We start from the raw sequence: 17838 nt of genomic DNA, 5'->3' as shown, positions 1-17838 counted from the left end.
CGTGTTGAATTAAATGTACAAAAAATAGCTGTCGAGACTTTCTCGACAGCCTGAGGACCGAAAGTATAACTTTCGGTCCTTTTTTATACATAGCAACTAGACAAGCGCCTAGCCTTGTTGTTCTGCGGCATTCTCTTCTTCTTTGATCAAACCCGCAAAGAGGGCATGAACGAACTGCTCCGAATCAAAGGTCTGGAGGTCGCCCATTTTCTCTCCCAAGCCTACCAGCTTCACCGGAAGATTCAACTCCTGCCGAATCGCGATCACGATGCCGCCTTTAGCCGTGCCATCCAGCTTGGTTAATACGAGGCCGGTCACGCCGCTCTTCTCCCCGAACAGCTTTGCCTGGCTGAGCGCATTTTGTCCTGTCGTCGCATCAAGGACCATCAGTACCTCATGCGGGGCACTCGGGATTTCGCGTTGAATGACGCGGAAGATTTTATTCAACTCTTCCATCAGATTCGTTTTGTTCTGAAGGCGTCCCGCCGTATCACAGAGCAGAACATCCGCTTGCCGCTGCTTGGCTGCTTGAACCGCATCGAACATGACAGCTGCCGGGTCTGAGCCGGGCTGCTGTTTAATGACTTCAACGCCAACCCGTTCTCCCCATACCTCCAGTTGTTCAATCGCACCTGCACGGAATGTGTCGCCAGCGGCGAGCAAAACCTTCTTGCCCTCCTGCTTGTAACGATGTGCCAGCTTACCAATCGTGGTGGTTTTGCCGACTCCGTTAACGCCTACAAACAGAATGACCGTAATTCCATCCGGATTCTCTCTCAGCTCATTGCTGCTGTCATCACGAAGGAGTCCCATCAGCTTCTCGGACAAGACCGGCTGCAGATCGGCAGCGTCCTCGATCCGCCGTTTCTTCACTTCGGCACGAAGATCGTCCATCAGATCCATCACCGTATTGACGCCGACGTCAGCGCCAATCAGAATCTCTTCCAACTCCTCGTAAAATTCTTCATCGATCTTTTTCCGGCGAATGACCAGGTCCGACACTTTCTCGATAAATCCCTTCCGAGTTTTCTCGAGTCCGTCCCGGAACTGTTTTGTTACGTTTTCCGTTTTGCTGGAAATGCTCTCTTTTAACTTCTTAAAAAAGCTCATACGTACCCTCCATGTCGTTATGTTAAATTAGGCAATCTCCGCTTCCTCATTCTCAAGCTTGACGGACACCAGCTTCGACACGCCGCCTTCTTCCATCGTGACGCCGTACAGCACGTCAGCCTCTTCCATCGTTCCTTTGCGGTGGGTGACCACGATAAACTGCGTTTGCTCAGAGAACTCCCGCAGATACTGGGCAAACCGCACTACATTCGCTTCGTCAAGCGCCGCCTCGACCTCATCCAGTACGCAGAACGGAACCGGCTTCACCTGCAAAATGGCAAACAACAGCGCCATAGCGGTTAATGCACGCTCTCCCCCGGAGAGAAGCTGCAGATTTTGCAGCTTCTTGCCAGGAGGCTGCGCAACGATATCGATCCCCGTCTCAAGCAATCGATCCGGATCGATCAGGACCAGGTCGGCACGTCCACCTCCGAACAACTTCGTAAATACCGTGCCGAACTCGCGCCGGATCGCATCAAACGTCAGCTTGAAACGCTTGGACATTTCATCGTCCATTTCCTTAATGACCTGGTACAGGGTTGTCTTCGCTTCAACCAGATCCGCCTTTTGCTCACTTAAGAACAGGTATCTCTCATTAACGCGCTGATACTCTTCGATGGCCCCAAGATTGACATCTCCCAGGGAAGTTATCGACCTCTTCAAGTCACGCACTTCGTTCTGAGCGGCAGTGATGTCTTCCGGAATCGGATACCGCTGCTTGGCAAGCTCATAACTCAGCTCGTAGTCCTCGCTTAATTTCTTCAATATATTCTCAAGCTCAACGTCGAGCCGGTTTACCCCAATCTCGGTCTGGCGAAGCTGATCATCCACGGCCCGCAGCTGCGTGCGCTGTTCCTTGGTTTCGCTCTCTTCCAGCTCCAGCTTCCGGCTAAGCGCGGTGCGTGCAGCCCGCTTGAATTCCAGCTGCTGCGTAGCCTCTTCCTTCTTCAGCTTGTACTGGTTCAGATCCTCGATCTGCTTTACGCTTTCGCTTTCGTTCTGATTCAGGTCGGCTTGAACGGAGGCCAGCATCGTGCGGTTCTGTTTCTGCTCCTTCTCGTGGTTGTCGACATCCGACTGAAGGCGCTTGAGCTGCTCCTCCAGCGAGAAGGTTTCCTGATCCAGCTTTCCTTCGCGAACCTTGAGGTTTGTCAGCTGACTCTGAAGCTCTTCCTTCGCCGACTCATTCGCTTTACGGGCAAATTCTGCAGCTTGGATCGCCAGATGGGTTGATTTCTCTTCCTCCTCCAGCTCAGACAACAGCTTCTGCGCGCGTTCACGGCTTGCCTGAATCTCTTTGGCTTCCTTCTCTTGACTGCTCTTCTCCTCGCCTGCCAGCTCGGCTTGTTCGAGGACGTGGCGCAGCTCATGCTCAAGCTGCTTGCGGTCCCCTGCAGCCTGCTGTTCCTCGATTCGCTTGTCGTCTCCGGCTTTACGAAGCTCGTCCAGCTTATCCTGAGATTCGATCATTTGATTCCGGACGCCTTCCATGCCCTGCTGCAGCTTCTCCAGCTGCTTCTCGGTCTCCGTGATTTCCTGATCCAGCTGCTCCAACTGACGCTTGCGTCCCAGCAGGCTGTTCGTTTTCTTGTGCTGACTGCCGCCTGTCATGGATCCGCCTGCATTGACCACGTCGCCCTCGAGTGTGACGACACGGAAGCGATAGGAGAATCTTGCAGCAATTTTGTTCGCTTGCTCCAAGGTCTCGGCGATCACGACATTGCCCAGAAGGCTGCCGACGATGTTGCTGTATCTTGAATCATACTTCACCAGCTCGGAGCCAAAGCCTACAAACCCGGCTTCCCCTTCTGCCAAGTGCCGATCCGAAGCGGATACGTTCCGTGGACGAATGACGTCCAAAGGCAGGAAGGTTGCCCGTCCTAACTGGCGCTGCTTCAGGAAGGCAATCGCCTGCCTGGATACGGATTCGTTCTCCATGACGATATGCTGAACCGATGCGCCAAGGGCTGTCTCCATCGCAAGCTCCAACTTTTCCGGTACACGAATCAGTTCGGCCACCGCACCATGGACCCCGTGGAGCACGGATTTGCGGGAAGCCTTCAGTACTTCCTTAACCCCCAGCATAAATCCGTCAAAATCGTCCTGAAGCTCTTTCATGGTATCGCGGCGGGAAATCTGCGCCTCCCGCTTCTGCTCCCATTTCCGAAGCGCTCCCTGCGTCTCTTCCTGCAATTTCTGCAGGGATTGATATCGCTCACTCTCGCTGATATAACCGCTGCGGAGGTCTGCAATCTCTTTACCGAAGCGTTCAATACTTCGATCGATGCTATCTTTGCGGCGGAGCAGATCCTCTTTCAGGGCTTCCCATTTACCCGACTCCTCTTGCGCCCGATTCATCCGCCGATCCAGCGCTTCCTGCTGCTGGTCGGCGTAACGGATTTCATTCCGGGCTTGAGCCATTTGGTTCATAAGCTCCAGTAAATTCCCCTTTAAGCTCTCTTCCTGCTGCTGGCTGATTCCGCCGGTTACGCCCACCAGCTTCGCTTCTTCCGCTGACAGCTGGTCCCGCACTTGGGTTAATTCCTGCTGTAGCTCCTGCAGCTTGCTCTTCATGCTCGCAAGCTCGCCTACGCGCGCTCCTAGACGTTGATCGCCTGATTGCAAGCTTTCTTCTAGCTGCTCGCGCGTACGTTCCAGGTTGCGGCGGCGTTCCTTGAGCACCTCGCCATAGCCTTCGCTCTTCTCGAACAGCTCACTGAATTGAAGCAGCTGGCTCTGCAGATCCTCAACTTCCTGCTCCAGTTGGCGCAGCGCTGATCTGTCACTTTCCAGCTTGGCATCGTGCGCGGATACAACGGTGGACAGCGCGAGCTGTTCTTCCTTCAGCTGTTCAAGCTTGGCATTGGCCTCGCTCCATGAGGTATGTATCTGTTCGATCTGATACACATACAGCGAGATTTCCTTGTGCTTCAGCTTCTCCCGAAGCTCCTTGTAGCGAATGGCCTTCTCGGACTGCTCTTTGAGTGGTCCGATCTGATCCTCAAGCTCCGTGACCAAGTCGTGGATGCGAAGCAGATTTTGCTCTGTTTCATCCAGCTTGCGTACAGACTCTTTTTTACGGGATTTATATTTAACGATCCCGGATGCTTCCTCAAAAATCCCCCGGCGATCTTCTGAACGTGTACTCAATATTTCCTCGATCCGGCCTTGTCCAATGATGGAATAGGCTTCTTTACCAATTCCGGTGTCCATGAACAGCTCCGTAATATCCTTGAGTCGGCATGATTGCCTATTAATGAAATACTCGCTGTCCCCGCTGCGGTGCACCCTCCTAGTTACGGTTACCTCATTAAAATCCAGCGGTAGTACATGATCCTCATTATCCAGAGTAAGGGAGACCTCTCCATAATTAACCGCTTTACGCGCATCGCTTCCGGCAAAGATAATGTCTTCCATCTTGCCGCCGCGAAGCGATTTGGCGCTCTGCTCGCCAAGCACCCATCGGATCCCATCGGAAATGTTGCTCTTGCCGCTGCCATTCGGACCTACAACGGCTGTAATTCCCCGGACAAATTCCATCTCCGTCTTGTCGGCAAACGATTTAAATCCTGCTAACTCGATCCGTTTCAAAAACATATTCGAACTATCACCTCTCCTGCTATTGTACCATAAGTAGAATCGGCTTCACCGCCGTCTTTGGACGAGGTCCATCAACGTTATAAGCAGCTGTCCCTTGATCAAAAGACAGACAACGAAAAGAGCAAAAAACAGTCATCCTATCCGGGTCCGGTTATCCGCTTGACTGCTCTTTGCTCTTTGTTTGTCATCACATCAGCGAAGCTTTAGGCATCCGCACGTTTCAGCTGCTTTAAGGCTACTGCCGCTGCCTGCTGCTCGGCTTCTTTCTTGGATCTGCCGCTTCCGCGTCCAAGACATTCGCTTCCCATGTATACCTCCGAGACAAACTCCCGCTCATGTGCCGGTCCTCGCTCTTCTACGATACGATATTCCAGTGCGCCCATGCCGTGATGCTGGGTCAGTTCCTGAAGCTCAGTCTTATAATCGCTCATCTGCGGACGACCGTTGACGGTCACCGTTGGAAAGACATGGTCGCTTAAAAACCGGCGAACCGCTTCCAATCCCTGATCCAGATAAAGCGCCCCCACAAATGACTCAAATACGTCTGCCAGAAGAGCTGGGCGGGTTCGACCGCCCGTCATTTCCTCTCCTTTTCCTAGCAGAACGTAACGACCAAAGTCCAGACCTACAGCGAATTGCACCAGGGAGGGCTCGCATACGATAGCGGCCCGCAGCTTGGTCAATTCACCTTCCGGACGGTCCGGAAAAAGGTTGTATAAGAATTCGCTCACCGTCAGCTCCAGAACAGCATCCCCTAGAAATTCAAGACGCTCGTTGTCCTGGCTCTGACTGAAGCGATGTTCGTTTACATAAGATGCGTGGGTAAAGGCCTGCTTCAGCAGCATTGCATTGCGAAACTGGATTTGAAGTTTATGCTGTAACTGCTTCAGATCTCCACTCAACACACTGTCCCCTTACTCGGCGTATTTTTTCAGGATAATCGTGGCATTATGCCCGCCAAATCCGAACGAATTGGACATGACGATATCCAAATCGGCTTTGCGCGGGTGATTCGGTACGTAGTCAAGATCGCACTCCGGATCCTGATCCTCCAGGTTAATCGTTGGCGCAATGGTTTGGTTCTTCAAGCTCAGCCCGCAGATAACCGCTTCAACGCCGCCGGCAGCCCCAAGCAAATGACCCGTCATCGACTTGGTTGAACTAACGGCTACTTTATAGGCATGGTCACCGAGAGCCATCTTAACGGCCTTCGTTTCCGAACGGTCTCCTACCGGCGTTGAAGTCCCGTGAGCATTAATATAATCCACATCCTCCGGCGCAATGCCTGCGTCACGGATCGCCATCTTCATGCAGCGAGCTGCTCCATCCGGATCCGGCTCGGTAATATGATGGGCATCGGCACTAAGGCCATAGCCAACCACCTCGGCATAAATTTTGGCACCGCGTTTCAACGCATGCTCCAGGGACTCGATCACAAGCACGCCCGCGCCTTCACCCATAACAAAACCGTCGCGGCCGGTATCGAATGGCCGACTGGCTTTTTCCGGCTCGTCATTACGGGTTGACATTGCACGCATAGCGCAGAAACCAGCCATCCCTGTTGGACGAATGGTTGCCTCCGCCCCGCCGCAGATCATGACATCGGCATCACCGCGCTGTATCAGACGGTATGAATCGCCGATCGAATGCGTTCCGGTGGCACAAGCCGTAACCTGAGTGGTGTTCGGACCCTTGGCTCCCAGATTGATCGACATCTGGCCTGAGGCCATGTTTGCGATCATCATCGGAATAAAGAAGGGGCTTACACGTTTCGGGCCTTTTTCGAGCAGGATATTATGCTGATCCTCCCAAGTCCCCAAACCGCCGATACCCGATCCGATTGAAACGCCAACCCGTTCTGCATCGGCATTCACGCCAATTTCAAGGCCACTGTCCTCCAGCGCCTTCGAACCGGCTGCAACCGCAAGCTGTACAAAACGGTCCATCCTGCGGGCTTCTTTGCGATCCATGTAATCCTCCGGATTAAAATCCTTCATGGATGCCGCGATCTGCGTTGTGTAATCACTCACATCAAATGCTTCGATGCGGGATACGCCAGACTTGCCTTCCATCAAACTGTTCCAGAATGTATCCAGGTCTTGACCAATCGAGGTCATGACGCCCATTCCTGTTACAACGACTCTATGTTTCAAACAGTTTCACCTCTATATGGACTGCCCGTCCATCTATGAAGCCGCACATGCGTACTCATGAATAACGAAGGCAGTAATAATCTATCACTTGTTTGTGCTAAAAAGCTTGGATTGAATGTGGAGAAGTCCCGTCTTGCTAAAGAACGGGACTTAACTGTAATGACTTAGGTATGAGATTGTATGTAGTTTACAACTTCACCTACGGTCGTAATTTTCTCCGCATCTTCATCAGAGATCTCCATATCAAACTCATCTTCCAACTCCATCACCAATTCAACTACATCGAGAGAATCAGCTCCAAGGTCGTCTTTGAAAGATGCTTCTAATGTTACGTCGGCTTCGTCAACACCCAGGCGGTCGATAACGATGCGTTTCACGCGTTCCAATACATCGGACATCCGGCTCACCTCCTCTTGGTAATTATACGAGATATGACTTCAAATTGCCATAGAAGGCATTTGAAAACGATTTAATGCCCAGCGGCCAGCGCCGGAACATTGGCGGAGCCTACATATACATGCCGCCATCCACATGCAGCACTTGTCCAGTCATATAGGATGCACTGGAAGATGCTAGAAAAGCAACCACGCCGGCAATCTCCTCCGGCTGCCCCAGGCGGGCGAGCGGAATTCCGCCAAGCAGGCCTTCCCGCATGTCCTCAGGAAGTTCCCGGGTCATATCGGTATCGATAAAACCAGGAGCCACGGCGTTCACCGTAATTCCACGGGAAGCGAGCTCCCGAGCGGCTGATTTGGTCAGACCGATGACTCCGGCTTTGGCCGCAACATAGTTGGCCTGCCCCGGATTGCCAAGCGCTCCGACAACGGAGGATATATTGATAATGCGCCCATAACGTTGTTTCATCATAGGACGCGTCACCGCCTTAAGGCAATTGAATACCCCTTTCAGATTCGTTTCGATTACCTGATCGAACTCCTCTTCCTTCATCCGCATGATTAGATTGTCTCTAGTAATCCCTGCATTATTCACCAGGATATCAATTCGACCAAAAGTCTCCAACACCTGCTTTACCATGGCATCGGCTTCTTCGGTCCGTCCAACGTTGGATTTAACCGCGATGGCCAATACGCCCTTTGCGCGAATCGCTTCCACAACCTCGGCTGCAGCCGCTTCGCTTCCTGAATAATTGACAGCAACGTTAGCACCCAGATCGGCAAGTCCGAGAGCAATGCTCCGGCCAATGCCGCGGGAAGCACCCGTAACAAGCGCAGTCTGTCCTTTTAGAGCTTCACTCATACCTATTCCTCCTTTCCGAAAGTGATCTGGTTTTTATCCTTCGTTATTTATACGACCGTCTCCAGACTGCTGACGCTGTCCAGACTATTTACATTAATGACTTTGACGGATTTGTCAATCTTCTTGATCAAACCGCTGAGAACACTGCCGGGACCGATCTCGACAAAGGTGTCCACCCCTTGAGTGATCATCCATTCGACACTGTCATGCCATAACACGGGGGAATATACCTGCTCCACCAGCAAACCGCGGATGGCAGCGGCATCTTCCACCGGACGCGCCGTCACATTGGCAACGACCGGAACGGATGGAGTATTAAACGCAGCCTGCTCCAGTTTATCAGCCAGCCGGTTAGCCGCCTCCTTCATCAGGGTCGAATGGAAGGGTCCGCTTACCTCCAGAGGGATAGCCCGCTTGCCGCCTGCTTCCTTGACTCTTTCTGAAGCAGCTGCGACACCCTCTGCGGAACCCGAGATGACGATTTGTCCCGGACAGTTCATGTTCGCAAGTTCTACAACATGTCCCTCTGCCGTAATGCTCTTGCACAGCGCGGACAAAGCCTCACGGTCTGCGCCAAGCACGGCTGCCATGGCGCCTTGACCTCCGGGTACGGCTGCCTCCATGTATTCTCCGCGGGCTCTAACGATCGATACAGCTTCTTCGAACGAAAGCACGCCTGCGCATACAAGCGCGCTGTATTCGCCAAGGGAATGTCCCGCAACGTAATCCGGTTCGATCCCCTTGCCGCGAATGGCTTCCAGATAAGCCAGGCTGGTTGCGAGCAGAGCTGGCTGCGTATTTACCGTTTGTTTCAAATCTTCATCGGGGCCATTAAAAATAATGGAGCTGAGCGGAAATCCAAGCTGTTCATCCGCGGTAAGAAACAGATCCCTTGCGGCAGGAACCGCATCATAGGCATCCTTCCCCATTCCGACGGACTGAGCGCCCTGACCTGGAAATATAAATGCTGTTTTACCCAAAATCGTTAGCTCCCTTCTCTTGTTTCATTAGGTCTAAATACTACTCTGTTACCAGATGAGTACGGAGGAACCCCATGTTAATCCTCCGCCAAAACCAACCATCAACACCTTGTCTCCTTCTTTCAGGCGACCGGATTCCTGTGCTTCGACAAGAGCCAGCGGCACGGAAGCGGCTGAGGTATTGGCGTATTTATCAACATTGATTACGACTTTCTCCTCCGGAAGCTCCAAGCGCTCCATGGCAGACTTAATGATCCGGATGTTGGCTTGATGAGGAATGAATAAGTCGATATCCTTTTTGTCGATGCCCGCTTTGGATAATACGGCTTCCGTGGCAGATCCCATCACCCGTACCGCAAATTTGAACACTTCGCGGCCGTTCATATAAATAAAGTGTTTATTCGTGTTAATCGTCTCGGCGGAAGCCGGCAATCTCGAACCGCCTGCCTCAATGTACAGATGTGCCCCGCCCGCACCTTCAGCACCCAGATCAAAAGCTTGGAATCCGCGGCCTTCCGGCACTTCACCGACAATCGCCGCGCCGGCACCGTCGCCGAACAGGACGCAGGTATTGCGGTCGGTATAGTCCGTAATGCGGGACAAGCAGTCCACCCCGATCACCAATGCGTTGTTGTACATGCCCGTCTTCACGAAATTTGTAGCGGTAGCCAGGCCGTATACAAATCCCGAGCAAGCAGCCGAAAGGTCAAATGCCGCCGCTTTTTTGGCACCAAGCCGATCCTGGAGCAAACATGCGGTGGAGGGAAAGAACATATCCGGCGTAATCGTCGCCACAATGATCAATTCCAGATCCTCGGCGTTCATTCCGGCGGATTTCAACGCGTTCACAGCAGCATGATAAGCTAAATCCGACGTCGCTTCATTCGGAGCGGCAATATGTCGTTCCCGGATTCCCGTCATCGAGACAATCCATTCATCACTTGTATCTACCATTTTCTCTAAATCATGATTTGACAATATTTTCTCAGGCACGTATTTGCCTGTGCCAATAATTCCGACCGGACGCAAATTGTTCATTTCCTCACTCACTTCCCGCTGATTTCATTCGAAATACTCTCTACCAATCGGTTCTGCAGCGCCGTCCGCGCTTGGCGAACCCCATTCTTGATGGCGTTCGCATCCGATGAACCATGGCTCTTAACTACCAGACCGCTCAGACCTAGCAAAGGCGCTCCGCCATGTTCCTTGTAATCGAGCGTCGATTTCAGGCTGCGAAGCTCCGGCATCATCAAGGCGGCGGCCATCTTGGTCTTCAGCGACTTGCTGAACTGCTCCTTCAACAACGAAAAGAGCGCACCAGCCGTTCCTTCAATAGATTTCAACAAAATATTGCCCGAGAACCCGTCACATACGAGCACATCACAAACCCCGTTCATGACATCGCGGGACTCGACGTTCCCAACAAAATGGATAGGCAGCTCCTCCAGTAACGGATAAGCATGCTTCGTCAATTCATTTCCCTTGCCTGGCTCGGTACCGACATTTAACAGCCCGACCCGCGGCTTGGTGATTCCGTGCACCTTCTCGCGATACAGGCTGCCCATCAGTGCGTACTGCTGCAGATGCTCAGGCTTCGAATCCATGTTCGCTCCGAGATCCAAGGCGAGCATCCCCTTGCCGTCGAGCGTAGGAATCATAGGCGCAAGCGCAGGACGCTCAATCCCCTTCATCCTGCCAACGACCAGCAACCCGGTCGTCATGAGGGCTCCTGTATTGCCAGCCGAGATCATGGCATCGGCTTCACCTTCACGAATCATGCGTCCCGCCACAACCATCGAAGCATCCTTCTTCCGGCGGACCGCCTTAACCGGCTCATCCTCCGCTTCAATGACTTCGCTTGCATGAACCACCTTCAGATTGGACGGCTTGTCCTTCAGCAGCGCTCCAATCTGCGCCTCATCTCCAACGAGAATGATCTCGGTATCGCTCCATTCCCGTGCCGCAATGAGAGCGCCCTCGACGTTACTCTGGGGGGCATTGTCGCCGCCCATTGCATCAATCGCAATTCTCATGCCAAACTTCCTCCTTCACTTATGTCATTCTCCTGCAGATCGGTAGATTACAAAATTCCCCTGGAACACCATTTCATCAGCGACATAAGTAAACACTTCCACCTTGGCCTTCCCCTTCTGGCCGGCAATGGACCTAACGTAGGCTTTGGCAATGCATTTCTCGCCGAGACGAACCTGTCTCAAAAACCGAATATCCGCTGAAGACGTCAATGCGATTTCTTCATTGATTACGGCGATGGCAAGTGAATTGGCTTGAGCGAACACGTAGTGCCCTCGGGCTATCCGCGTTTTGCTGAATACATGTTCCTCGCGGATTTCAAATATCGATATTCCGCTCTTGTCCAACTGCAAGTCAACGACATCCCCGATCACCTCTTCGAGCGACAAGGAACGAACCTGGTCATAGGAATGCTCCGCCATCTGCTTCATTCGTTCACGAAGCTCCGGGATGCCAAGTTCCATACGGTCAAGGCGTATCGTCTGAATGCTCACTTTAAGCTGGCGAGTCAACTCGCGGTCTGTAACAAAGGGATTCTCGTCGATCAGCTGAATCAGCCGCTGGTGACGGTCTTTCTTGGATAAACGATCGATGACGAAACAACTCCTTCTGCCGCTATGAAAGCCGCCATTCTTCAAACATATATATGTAAATTAGTCGCAAATATTAGAACCTGGTACTAATGTTAAGTATAAATCATGTCACGTCAAAAAGAAAGGGGGGCTTCAGACAAAAAAAATAGCACCTCACCAAAGATGAAGTACTACTTATTCAAAAACTATTGTTTGATGATCTCTCTTGCCTTATACGTTCCGCATACTTTACATACGCGATGAGCAAGCTTCAATTCTCCACATTGCTCGCATTTCACCATGCCTGGCACAGCCAGCTTAAAATGAGTACGACGCTTGTCACGACGTGTTTTGGACGTTCTACGTTGAGGTACTGCCATGTTCCCACCTCCTTATCAGTTCAACCCGCTGAACACGGGTGCCATATCCATCATCATTTAAAGAAGTCCTTCAGACCGGCTAGCCTAGGATCGATCACTTCCGTATCGCAGTCGCACGTGCCTTCATTCAGGTCCTTGCCACAATTCGGGCAGAGTCCCTTGCAGTCGGCTTTACATACCGGGGCTAGCGGCAGGTGGAGCAAAAATGCTTCTTCTACATAGGGAGTGAGATCCACACTCTCACCTTGCACGTATGTAGTGTCATCATTCTCATCCTGAATGGATTCAGGATCTTCCACCGGCTGGAATACTTCATGAAAAGGGATGTGCACATGTTCGCTGATCGGCTTCAGGCAGCGGGAGCAATTCATCTCCAGCTCGCCTTGCAATCGTCCACGAACATCCACCGTACCAGAAACCGATGCGGTTGCTGTCAGATCCACGTCTAATGGCTGAACAGCAAGGATATCCTTCCGGTCCTTAACAGCATTGCTTACATCCACGGTTTGATGGAACTGTAACGGTTGATCGCTGGTTGTCAATTTACGAAATTGAATTAGCATATCCATCACTCCAAACAAACAAAGATTATTATACCGATTCCCAAAGAGTTTTGTCAACAGGATAACCCTAACAACCTCTTTATTGTTACCCGATATTTCTCTTCATACTACCAGAAATACAACTCTCCCGGGGAATGCGCTTATTGTTGCGGGAACGGCATGTAATTATGTTATATTCTAATCAAGGAGTTGAAACGAATGAAGACGGTTGGCATTGTCGTTGAATATAATCCCTTACATAACGGTCATGTACTTCACTATCGCAAATCCAAAGAAGTTACGGGGGCAGATGCCGTCGTTGCTGTGATGAGCGGTCCGTTTCTCCAACGCGGCGAACCTGCCATCGCAAGCAAGCGCGCACGGGCGGAAATGGCCCTTGCCATGGGAGTTGACCTGTGCCTCGAGCTGCCGGTAACCTATGCCGTGCAGCCTGCGGAATGGTTCGCGTACGGTGCGGTAGCCATTCTGGAAGCTACGGGCGTAGTGGATTGCCTTTCCTTCGGATCCGAAAGCGGTACGCTGGAGCAGATTCTGCCGTTGTCCCGTTCGCTCGCAAACGAATCCGGCGAGCTTCGATCCGAAATCGAAAAGCGCCTCCGGGAAGGCATGAACTTCCCGTCTGCTTACGGTGCTGCCGCTGCTGCCCTATTCGGTGAGTCCGAACCGGCGATTGCCCATTTGCAAGAGCTGCTCACGCAGCCGAACAATTCCTTGGGCCTGCACTACCTAATCGCTCTAGAACGCCTGGGAAGCCGCATTACACCCTACACCATCGCAAGAGAAAACGCACAGTACCATGATCCCTTGCCGGGAGCGTCGTCCATTGCCAGTGCAACCGCCATCCGCAACATCATACTTTCACAGGGACTGGAAGCCGCCAGACCCTATATGCCGGAATTCACGCACAGCATCATGGAGCGGGAAATCAAGAGCGGACGAGCTCCCGTCCATTGGGAGCAGTTCCGCCAGCCGCTGTTTCAAACCCTGCTCACGCATACGCCTGCGCAGCTTGAAGCCCTTCTCGAAGTGACCGAAGGCTTGGAGCACCGTGTTCAGCGCTCGCTATTTCAGCTGGAGCAGCCGACGGTTGACGCCCTCCTGGAAGCGCTGAAGACCAAGCGCTATACGCGGACCAAGCTTCAGCGCATGCTGCTGCACATCATGCTGAATCATGACAAGGCATCGATGAATCGCGAAGAGCTGGCGAAAGGTCCGGGCTATATCCGGGTCCTCGGCTTCAGCGAGACAGGGCGTTCTCTACTGAAACGTATGAAGCAGAGCGCCTCACTCCCCGTCATTCACAAGCCGGCCAAGCTGGAGCATCCTCAGCTGGAGAGGGACCTGATGGCAGCAGCCGTCTATGCCAACGGGCAACCTAGGCCGGATATGCGCCAATACTACGGCGATTACCTGCTGCCGCCGCTCACCCCTTAGGCGGCAGCTCCTCCAGATAATCCACTGCATCTTGCAGGTCCTCCACCGGGATCAGCTTCATGTCCGTTTTGATCCGGTCCGCGCGCTTCTTGGCTTCATCGTAATTTTTTTGCGGCACAAAAAAGATATCGGCTTCCTTCCGATCAGCAGCCACGATCTTGTGCTTCACGCCGCCAATGGGGCCTACGGCGCCTGATTTATCAATGGTACCCGTTCCGGCGACCCGGTAACCTTTGCTTAAATCACCATCGGTGAGCTGGTTATATATTTCAAGAGTAAAGATCAGCCCTGCTGACGGCCCACCGATATTGGTGTCCGCAAAATGAATGGTATGATCGGGATCGGCCGGCTCCACGCTTTGCATCGTGGCAATCATGACACCTAATCCGGGACGCTCCGCGCCGGTCTTCTCATCCTTAATGCTCACAAGCTGAACCTGTTCCTTAACGGTTTTCCCTTTGCGTTCAAGCTCCACGGATACCAATTCCCCGATGCTTTTCCCGCCTAACAGGCTGGCGATTTTCTCATTATCCTCTGCCGGCTGCCCATCGATCTTGATCAATTTATCGCCAGGACGGAAATGCTCGGCATTAGCAGCATTCTCGGAGATTGACATCACAAATACATAAGCTGGCTCGATGCTGTAGTCAATTCCTGCTTCCTGATAGGCGGCTTCCATTGCTGACGACTGGGAAGAATTCATGTAATACACTTGTGTGGCTGCATATTCATCCTTGCTCTGATCGCCCAGTTTCTCAGCTTTTTTCACAACCTCCGCATTCGGGTTAAACGCAGACATCATCAACAACGCCATATTGGCATAGCTAGCCGACACGGTTGTCATCATAAAAGTGCCCTCTTCCGCCGGATCTCCCTTCTCGACATTGATCATGGGGCGCACCTCTTCGGCACTCCCCGGTTGGTATACGAGATAAGGGGTCGGCATATAAACGACAACGTACAGCATGACCCCGACCATTAACAAATACAGCGCAATTTTTAAGCCATTCGGTTTTACAGACTTCTTCATGTGGTTCCCTTCCCTCCGCCTTATATATCCAGCCTTCCACCAAGTTTGGTCTGACGGTTGTCTCCTTTGCATAAAGTTGTACTAGCCATGTTTACGCTGAAAGGAGATTCCTTATGAATAAAGACAACGCCGTCAAGTCATCAAACGGGCTGTGGAACACCATTCTGCTGGGTGCCGCCGCTTTCCTGCTTGTACTGGCTGTCGTCAGCGCGCCCGAGCCTGCCTTCCAAGCCACCCTGCAAGCACTTAAGCTATGGTGGAATATCGTATTTCCCGCTTTGCTGCCGTTTCTCGTACTGGTGGAAATACTCATCGCCTATGGCTGGGCCCATGGAGTTGGCGTACTGCTGGACCCTTTGATGAAAAAAACATTCAAACTTCCCGGTGCAGGCGGCTGGGTTCTTATAACAGGAATGACGGCCGGATTCCCGGCAGGAGCGCAGGCCGCCTCCCGAATGCATACACAAGGCGAGCTTCGCGCCATGGATGCCGGAAGGCTCGCCGCTATATCCCATTTCTGTAATCCAATGACCATTCTCGTTGTCATCGGCACCGGCCTCCTTCATAAACCGGAGGCTGGGTATCTGCTGCTGATCGTTCATTGGATTTCCGGACTGCTATCCGCTTGGATATTCGGACTCTTTCATAAACCGGCTTCTTCAGAAGACAAACAGCGGTTTACTTCAACTCTACACACAGTACGGACAAGGGAAAACGCCCAACGCCCCCTTCTTAAAAGGGCAGCGACTGCGGCGCTGGAGGCCCATCAACGGGATGGGCGGAGCTTTGGCAAATTACTGGGCGATTCCGTTACCCGTTCAGTTCAAACTTTAATGATGACAGGCGGCTTTATCTTGTTCTTCGCCGTCCTGACCAGAGTATTGACCGGTCACCTGCTGCCGCAGCTTCCACCCTATCTTATATCCGGAATCTTGGAGACCCATCTGGCAGCCCAGTCCATCAGCTCCTCGGCATTCCAAGCAGGAATTTTACAGCTTGCCGTACTGTCCGCCGCACTTGCGTGGAGCGGAATCAGCGCTCAGCTGCAAAGCCTGTCGCTCATGCGGGAAACCGGACTCTCTTGGCGTTACTTTATGATGAAGCGAGCCCTGCATTCCATGCTCGCCTTTGCGATTACACTGGCAATGTGGAAGCCGGTCAGCGCCCTTTCAGCAGGCATCGTACCGGCTTTCCGAACGGAACCGCTGGATTACGCCAATGCGGATCAGCACTTCAACTTTTGGAGCGGATTGCCTTCATTCTTACAGGTTCAAGGCGTGATCTGCTTATCATTAATCGCGGCTTTCTGGCTGTGTTCCCGTCTTATTGACCGTTATCGCCGCTGAATTTACGGCGCATCGCGGCATGGACCTCGGGGCTAACCAGATCCGTGGTGTCTCCATTAAAATGAGCGATTTCCTTAACGAGACTTGAGCTCAGGAACGAATATTTGGGGTGCGTCATCATGAAGATCGTCTCGGCATCCGGATTCAGCTTGTGATTGGTGGATGCCAGCTGAAGTTCATATTCGAAGTCGGTCACCGTGCGGATTCCCCGCACGATGACCTGGGCATTCTTCTGACGGATATAATTCGCCAGAAGGTCACGGAAGCTGTCGATTTCCACATTCGGAAGATGTGCGGTTTCCTGTTTTAAGAGATCCTTGCGCTCTTCAATCGTGAACAGCGGGTTCTTGCTTAAATTATTCAACACGGCCACAATCAGCAGATCAAACTGCTTGGAAGCGCGTGTGATGATATCCATATGTCCCATGGTGACCGGATCAAAGCTTCCCGGATATACGGCAACTCGGTATGTACTAGTATTATCATTTGTCATCTTGTAATTCCTCCTCATCAAGCTCTGACGCTTGATCTTGCGCTGTCTCGTAACGATATATCGATATGGCGGTTTCTCCGTATTTCGCGGTCCGGAAACAACAAAAATCACCAAACTTCTCAGGATAATTGTAACTTGATTCGTATTCCAATACCACCACAGCTGAATCCTGCAGCAAACCTCGCTCTGCCATATCCAGCATCAGCTCGTCACCATTCTTAAACCTGTATGGCGGGTCCAAAAAAACCAGATCGAAGCTGTAGCCGCGCTTTTCAAGCGCTTTGAGCGCTCGTCCCGCATCGTTGCGGTACACCTCAGCCCTATCTTCAAGTCTGGCCGCCCTCAAATTATCCTTGATCGTACTGATGCTTTTCGGTTCAACATCAATAAAAACAGCACGATCCATCCCCCGGCTTAACGCCTCAATGCCAAGGCCTCCCGTGCCTGCGAACAGGTCAAGCAGGGCACCCCCCTCAAAGTAAGGGCCGATCATACTGAATATGGATTCTTTCACTTTATCCGTCGTCGGACGGGTGCTTGTACCAGGCACACTTTTGAGCGGCCGGCCCTTTGCACTTCCGGATACTACTCTCACTGCTTCATTCACCCGTTTCATTATCTATAAATTAATTGCCAAGACAACGTCATTGACAGTGATTATCGTAACACAATCATCCCATATATGAAAAACGAAACATAATGTCTCGCCATTTTTTTTCAAAGCCATGTATATTTCTACCACAGCCGGGCATCCTTGAAATATCGACATCAATGAATGTCGTAGACAACCGCGGAGAAGACTTACGTTTCCCCATAAGCTCTTCGTCCGGTTTCTCCTCTCCCATGAGGGAATCTCTTCGGAGGTTCCCGAACTAAATCCCTGTAACGG

At 52.1% G+C, this 17838-nt stretch carries 17 protein-coding genes; 2 read left to right on the top strand and 15 right to left on the bottom strand.

Annotated elements, in window-relative coordinates; translation table 11 throughout:
* Positions 1-108 precede the first annotated feature (108 nt).
* From ftsY to DP091_RS04660, 12 genes are all read right to left on the bottom strand, one after another.
* Positions 109-1110: a signal recognition particle-docking protein FtsY gene (gene ftsY / locus DP091_RS04715; RefSeq protein WP_071220046.1), complete on the bottom strand. Its 1002-nt coding sequence runs from the start codon at positions 1108-1110 to the stop codon at positions 109-111.
* Between the two features lie 27 nt (positions 1111-1137).
* Complete coding sequence (gene smc, locus DP091_RS04710) at positions 1138-4707, bottom strand: chromosome segregation protein SMC (protein ID WP_113057273.1); 3570 nt, start codon at positions 4705-4707, stop codon at positions 1138-1140.
* Positions 4708-4913: 206 nt separating this feature from the next.
* Complete coding sequence (gene rnc / locus DP091_RS04705) at positions 4914-5612, bottom strand: ribonuclease III (RefSeq protein WP_071220044.1); 699 nt, start codon at positions 5610-5612, stop codon at positions 4914-4916.
* 12 nt (positions 5613-5624) lie between these two features.
* Complete coding sequence (gene fabF, locus DP091_RS04700) at positions 5625-6863, bottom strand: beta-ketoacyl-ACP synthase II (protein ID WP_071220043.1); 1239 nt, start codon at positions 6861-6863, stop codon at positions 5625-5627.
* Positions 6864-7027: 164 nt separating this feature from the next.
* Positions 7028-7261, bottom strand: a complete 234-nt coding sequence (gene acpP, locus DP091_RS04695) for an acyl carrier protein (RefSeq protein ID WP_006211375.1) — start codon at positions 7259-7261, stop codon at positions 7028-7030.
* A gap of 109 nt (positions 7262-7370) precedes the next feature.
* Positions 7371-8120 (bottom strand): 3-oxoacyl-[acyl-carrier-protein] reductase, encoded by a 750-nt coding sequence (gene fabG / locus DP091_RS04690; protein ID WP_113057272.1) that lies wholly within the window; start codon positions 8118-8120, stop codon positions 7371-7373.
* A gap of 47 nt (positions 8121-8167) precedes the next feature.
* Complete coding sequence (gene fabD, locus DP091_RS04685; protein ID WP_113057271.1) at positions 8168-9100, bottom strand: ACP S-malonyltransferase; 933 nt, start codon at positions 9098-9100, stop codon at positions 8168-8170.
* Between the two features lie 48 nt (positions 9101-9148).
* Positions 9149-10138, bottom strand: coding sequence for a beta-ketoacyl-ACP synthase III (locus tag DP091_RS04680; protein ID WP_071220040.1), 990 nt, complete (start codon positions 10136-10138; stop codon positions 9149-9151).
* 8 nt (positions 10139-10146) lie between these two features.
* Complete coding sequence (gene plsX, locus DP091_RS04675; RefSeq protein ID WP_071220039.1) at positions 10147-11133, bottom strand: phosphate acyltransferase PlsX; 987 nt, start codon at positions 11131-11133, stop codon at positions 10147-10149.
* Positions 11134-11157: 24 nt separating this feature from the next.
* The gene (gene fapR / locus DP091_RS04670) at positions 11158-11769 is read right to left on the bottom strand and encodes a transcription factor FapR (protein WP_179090709.1); all 612 of its coding nucleotides are present in this window, start codon (positions 11767-11769) and stop codon (positions 11158-11160) included.
* A 140-nt stretch (positions 11770-11909) separates the two neighbouring features.
* Positions 11910-12083 carry a 50S ribosomal protein L32 gene (gene rpmF / locus DP091_RS04665; RefSeq protein ID WP_006211382.1) on the bottom strand — a complete coding sequence of 58 codons (174 nt, stop codon included), beginning with the start codon at positions 12081-12083 and terminating at the stop codon, positions 11910-11912.
* Between the two features lie 53 nt (positions 12084-12136).
* Positions 12137-12646 (bottom strand): YceD family protein, encoded by a 510-nt coding sequence (locus DP091_RS04660; protein ID WP_113057270.1) that lies wholly within the window; start codon positions 12644-12646, stop codon positions 12137-12139.
* Positions 12647-12844: 198 nt separating this feature from the next.
* Between DP091_RS04660 and DP091_RS04655 the strand changes: the two genes are divergently transcribed.
* Positions 12845-14080 (top strand): nucleotidyltransferase, encoded by a 1236-nt coding sequence (locus DP091_RS04655; RefSeq protein WP_113057269.1) that lies wholly within the window; start codon positions 12845-12847, stop codon positions 14078-14080.
* Here DP091_RS04655 and DP091_RS04650 read toward each other — a convergent pair.
* Entirely contained in the window at positions 14070-15110 is a 1041-nt protein-coding gene (locus DP091_RS04650; protein WP_113057268.1) for a SepM family pheromone-processing serine protease, read from the bottom strand. The two genes, DP091_RS04655 and DP091_RS04650, sit on opposite strands and share 11 nt — an antisense overlap.
* Before the next feature lie 113 nt (positions 15111-15223).
* Here DP091_RS04650 and DP091_RS04645 point away from each other — a divergent pair, with 113 nt between their 5' ends.
* Positions 15224-16456: a nucleoside recognition domain-containing protein gene (locus DP091_RS04645; RefSeq protein ID WP_113057267.1), complete on the top strand. Its 1233-nt coding sequence runs from the start codon at positions 15224-15226 to the stop codon at positions 16454-16456.
* On the opposite strand, the gene coaD is transcribed toward DP091_RS04645, so the two are convergent.
* Together coaD and rsmD are read right to left on the bottom strand one after the other, a co-directional pair.
* Positions 16434-16949, bottom strand: coding sequence for a pantetheine-phosphate adenylyltransferase (gene coaD, locus DP091_RS04640; protein ID WP_113057266.1), 516 nt, complete (start codon positions 16947-16949; stop codon positions 16434-16436). The genes DP091_RS04645 and coaD overlap by 23 nt on opposite strands.
* A complete protein-coding gene (gene rsmD / locus DP091_RS04635; RefSeq protein ID WP_113057265.1) occupies positions 16939-17544 on the bottom strand; it encodes a 16S rRNA (guanine(966)-N(2))-methyltransferase RsmD in 606 nt (201 codons plus the stop codon). Before rsmD ends, coaD begins: the two co-directional genes overlap by 11 nt.
* Positions 17545-17838 lie beyond the last annotated feature (294 nt).

This window comes from Paenibacillus sp. MDMC362 (assembly GCF_003269305.1).
Classification (GTDB): Bacteria; Bacillota; Bacilli; order Paenibacillales; family Paenibacillaceae; genus Paenibacillus_AQ.
The sequence above is the reverse complement of the archived record's forward strand: the minus strand, read 5'-3'. Positions and strand labels throughout refer to the sequence as shown.

Bases quoted from the DNA above. Each gene is read 5' to 3' on its own strand.
- smc (WP_113057273.1), bottom strand. From the start codon at position 4,707: ATGTTTTTGAAACGGATCGAGTTAGCAGGATTTAAATCGTTTGCCGAC.
- DP091_RS04680 (WP_071220040.1), bottom strand. From the start codon at position 10,138: ATGAACAATTTGCGTCCGGTCGGAATTATTGGCACAGGCAAATACGTG.
- ftsY (WP_071220046.1), bottom strand. From the start codon at position 1,110: ATGAGCTTTTTTAAGAAGTTAAAAGAGAGCATTTCCAGCAAAACGGAA.
- acpP (WP_006211375.1), bottom strand. From the start codon at position 7,261: ATGTCCGATGTATTGGAACGCGTGAAACGCATCGTTATCGACCGCCTG.
- rpmF (WP_006211382.1), bottom strand. From the start codon at position 12,083: ATGGCAGTACCTCAACGTAGAACGTCCAAAACACGTCGTGACAAGCGT.
- DP091_RS04650 (WP_113057268.1), bottom strand. From the start codon at position 15,110: ATGAAGAAGTCTGTAAAACCGAATGGCTTAAAAATTGCGCTGTATTTG.
- DP091_RS04645 (WP_113057267.1), top strand. From the start codon at position 15,224: ATGAATAAAGACAACGCCGTCAAGTCATCAAACGGGCTGTGGAACACC.
- DP091_RS04655 (WP_113057269.1), top strand. From the start codon at position 12,845: ATGAAGACGGTTGGCATTGTCGTTGAATATAATCCCTTACATAACGGT.
- fabG (WP_113057272.1), bottom strand. From the start codon at position 8,120: ATGAGTGAAGCTCTAAAAGGACAGACTGCGCTTGTTACGGGTGCTTCC.
- plsX (WP_071220039.1), bottom strand. From the start codon at position 11,133: ATGAGAATTGCGATTGATGCAATGGGCGGCGACAATGCCCCCCAGAGT.
- coaD (WP_113057266.1), bottom strand. From the start codon at position 16,949: ATGACAAATGATAATACTAGTACATACCGAGTTGCCGTATATCCGGGA.
- DP091_RS04660 (WP_113057270.1), bottom strand. From the start codon at position 12,646: ATGCTAATTCAATTTCGTAAATTGACAACCAGCGATCAACCGTTACAG.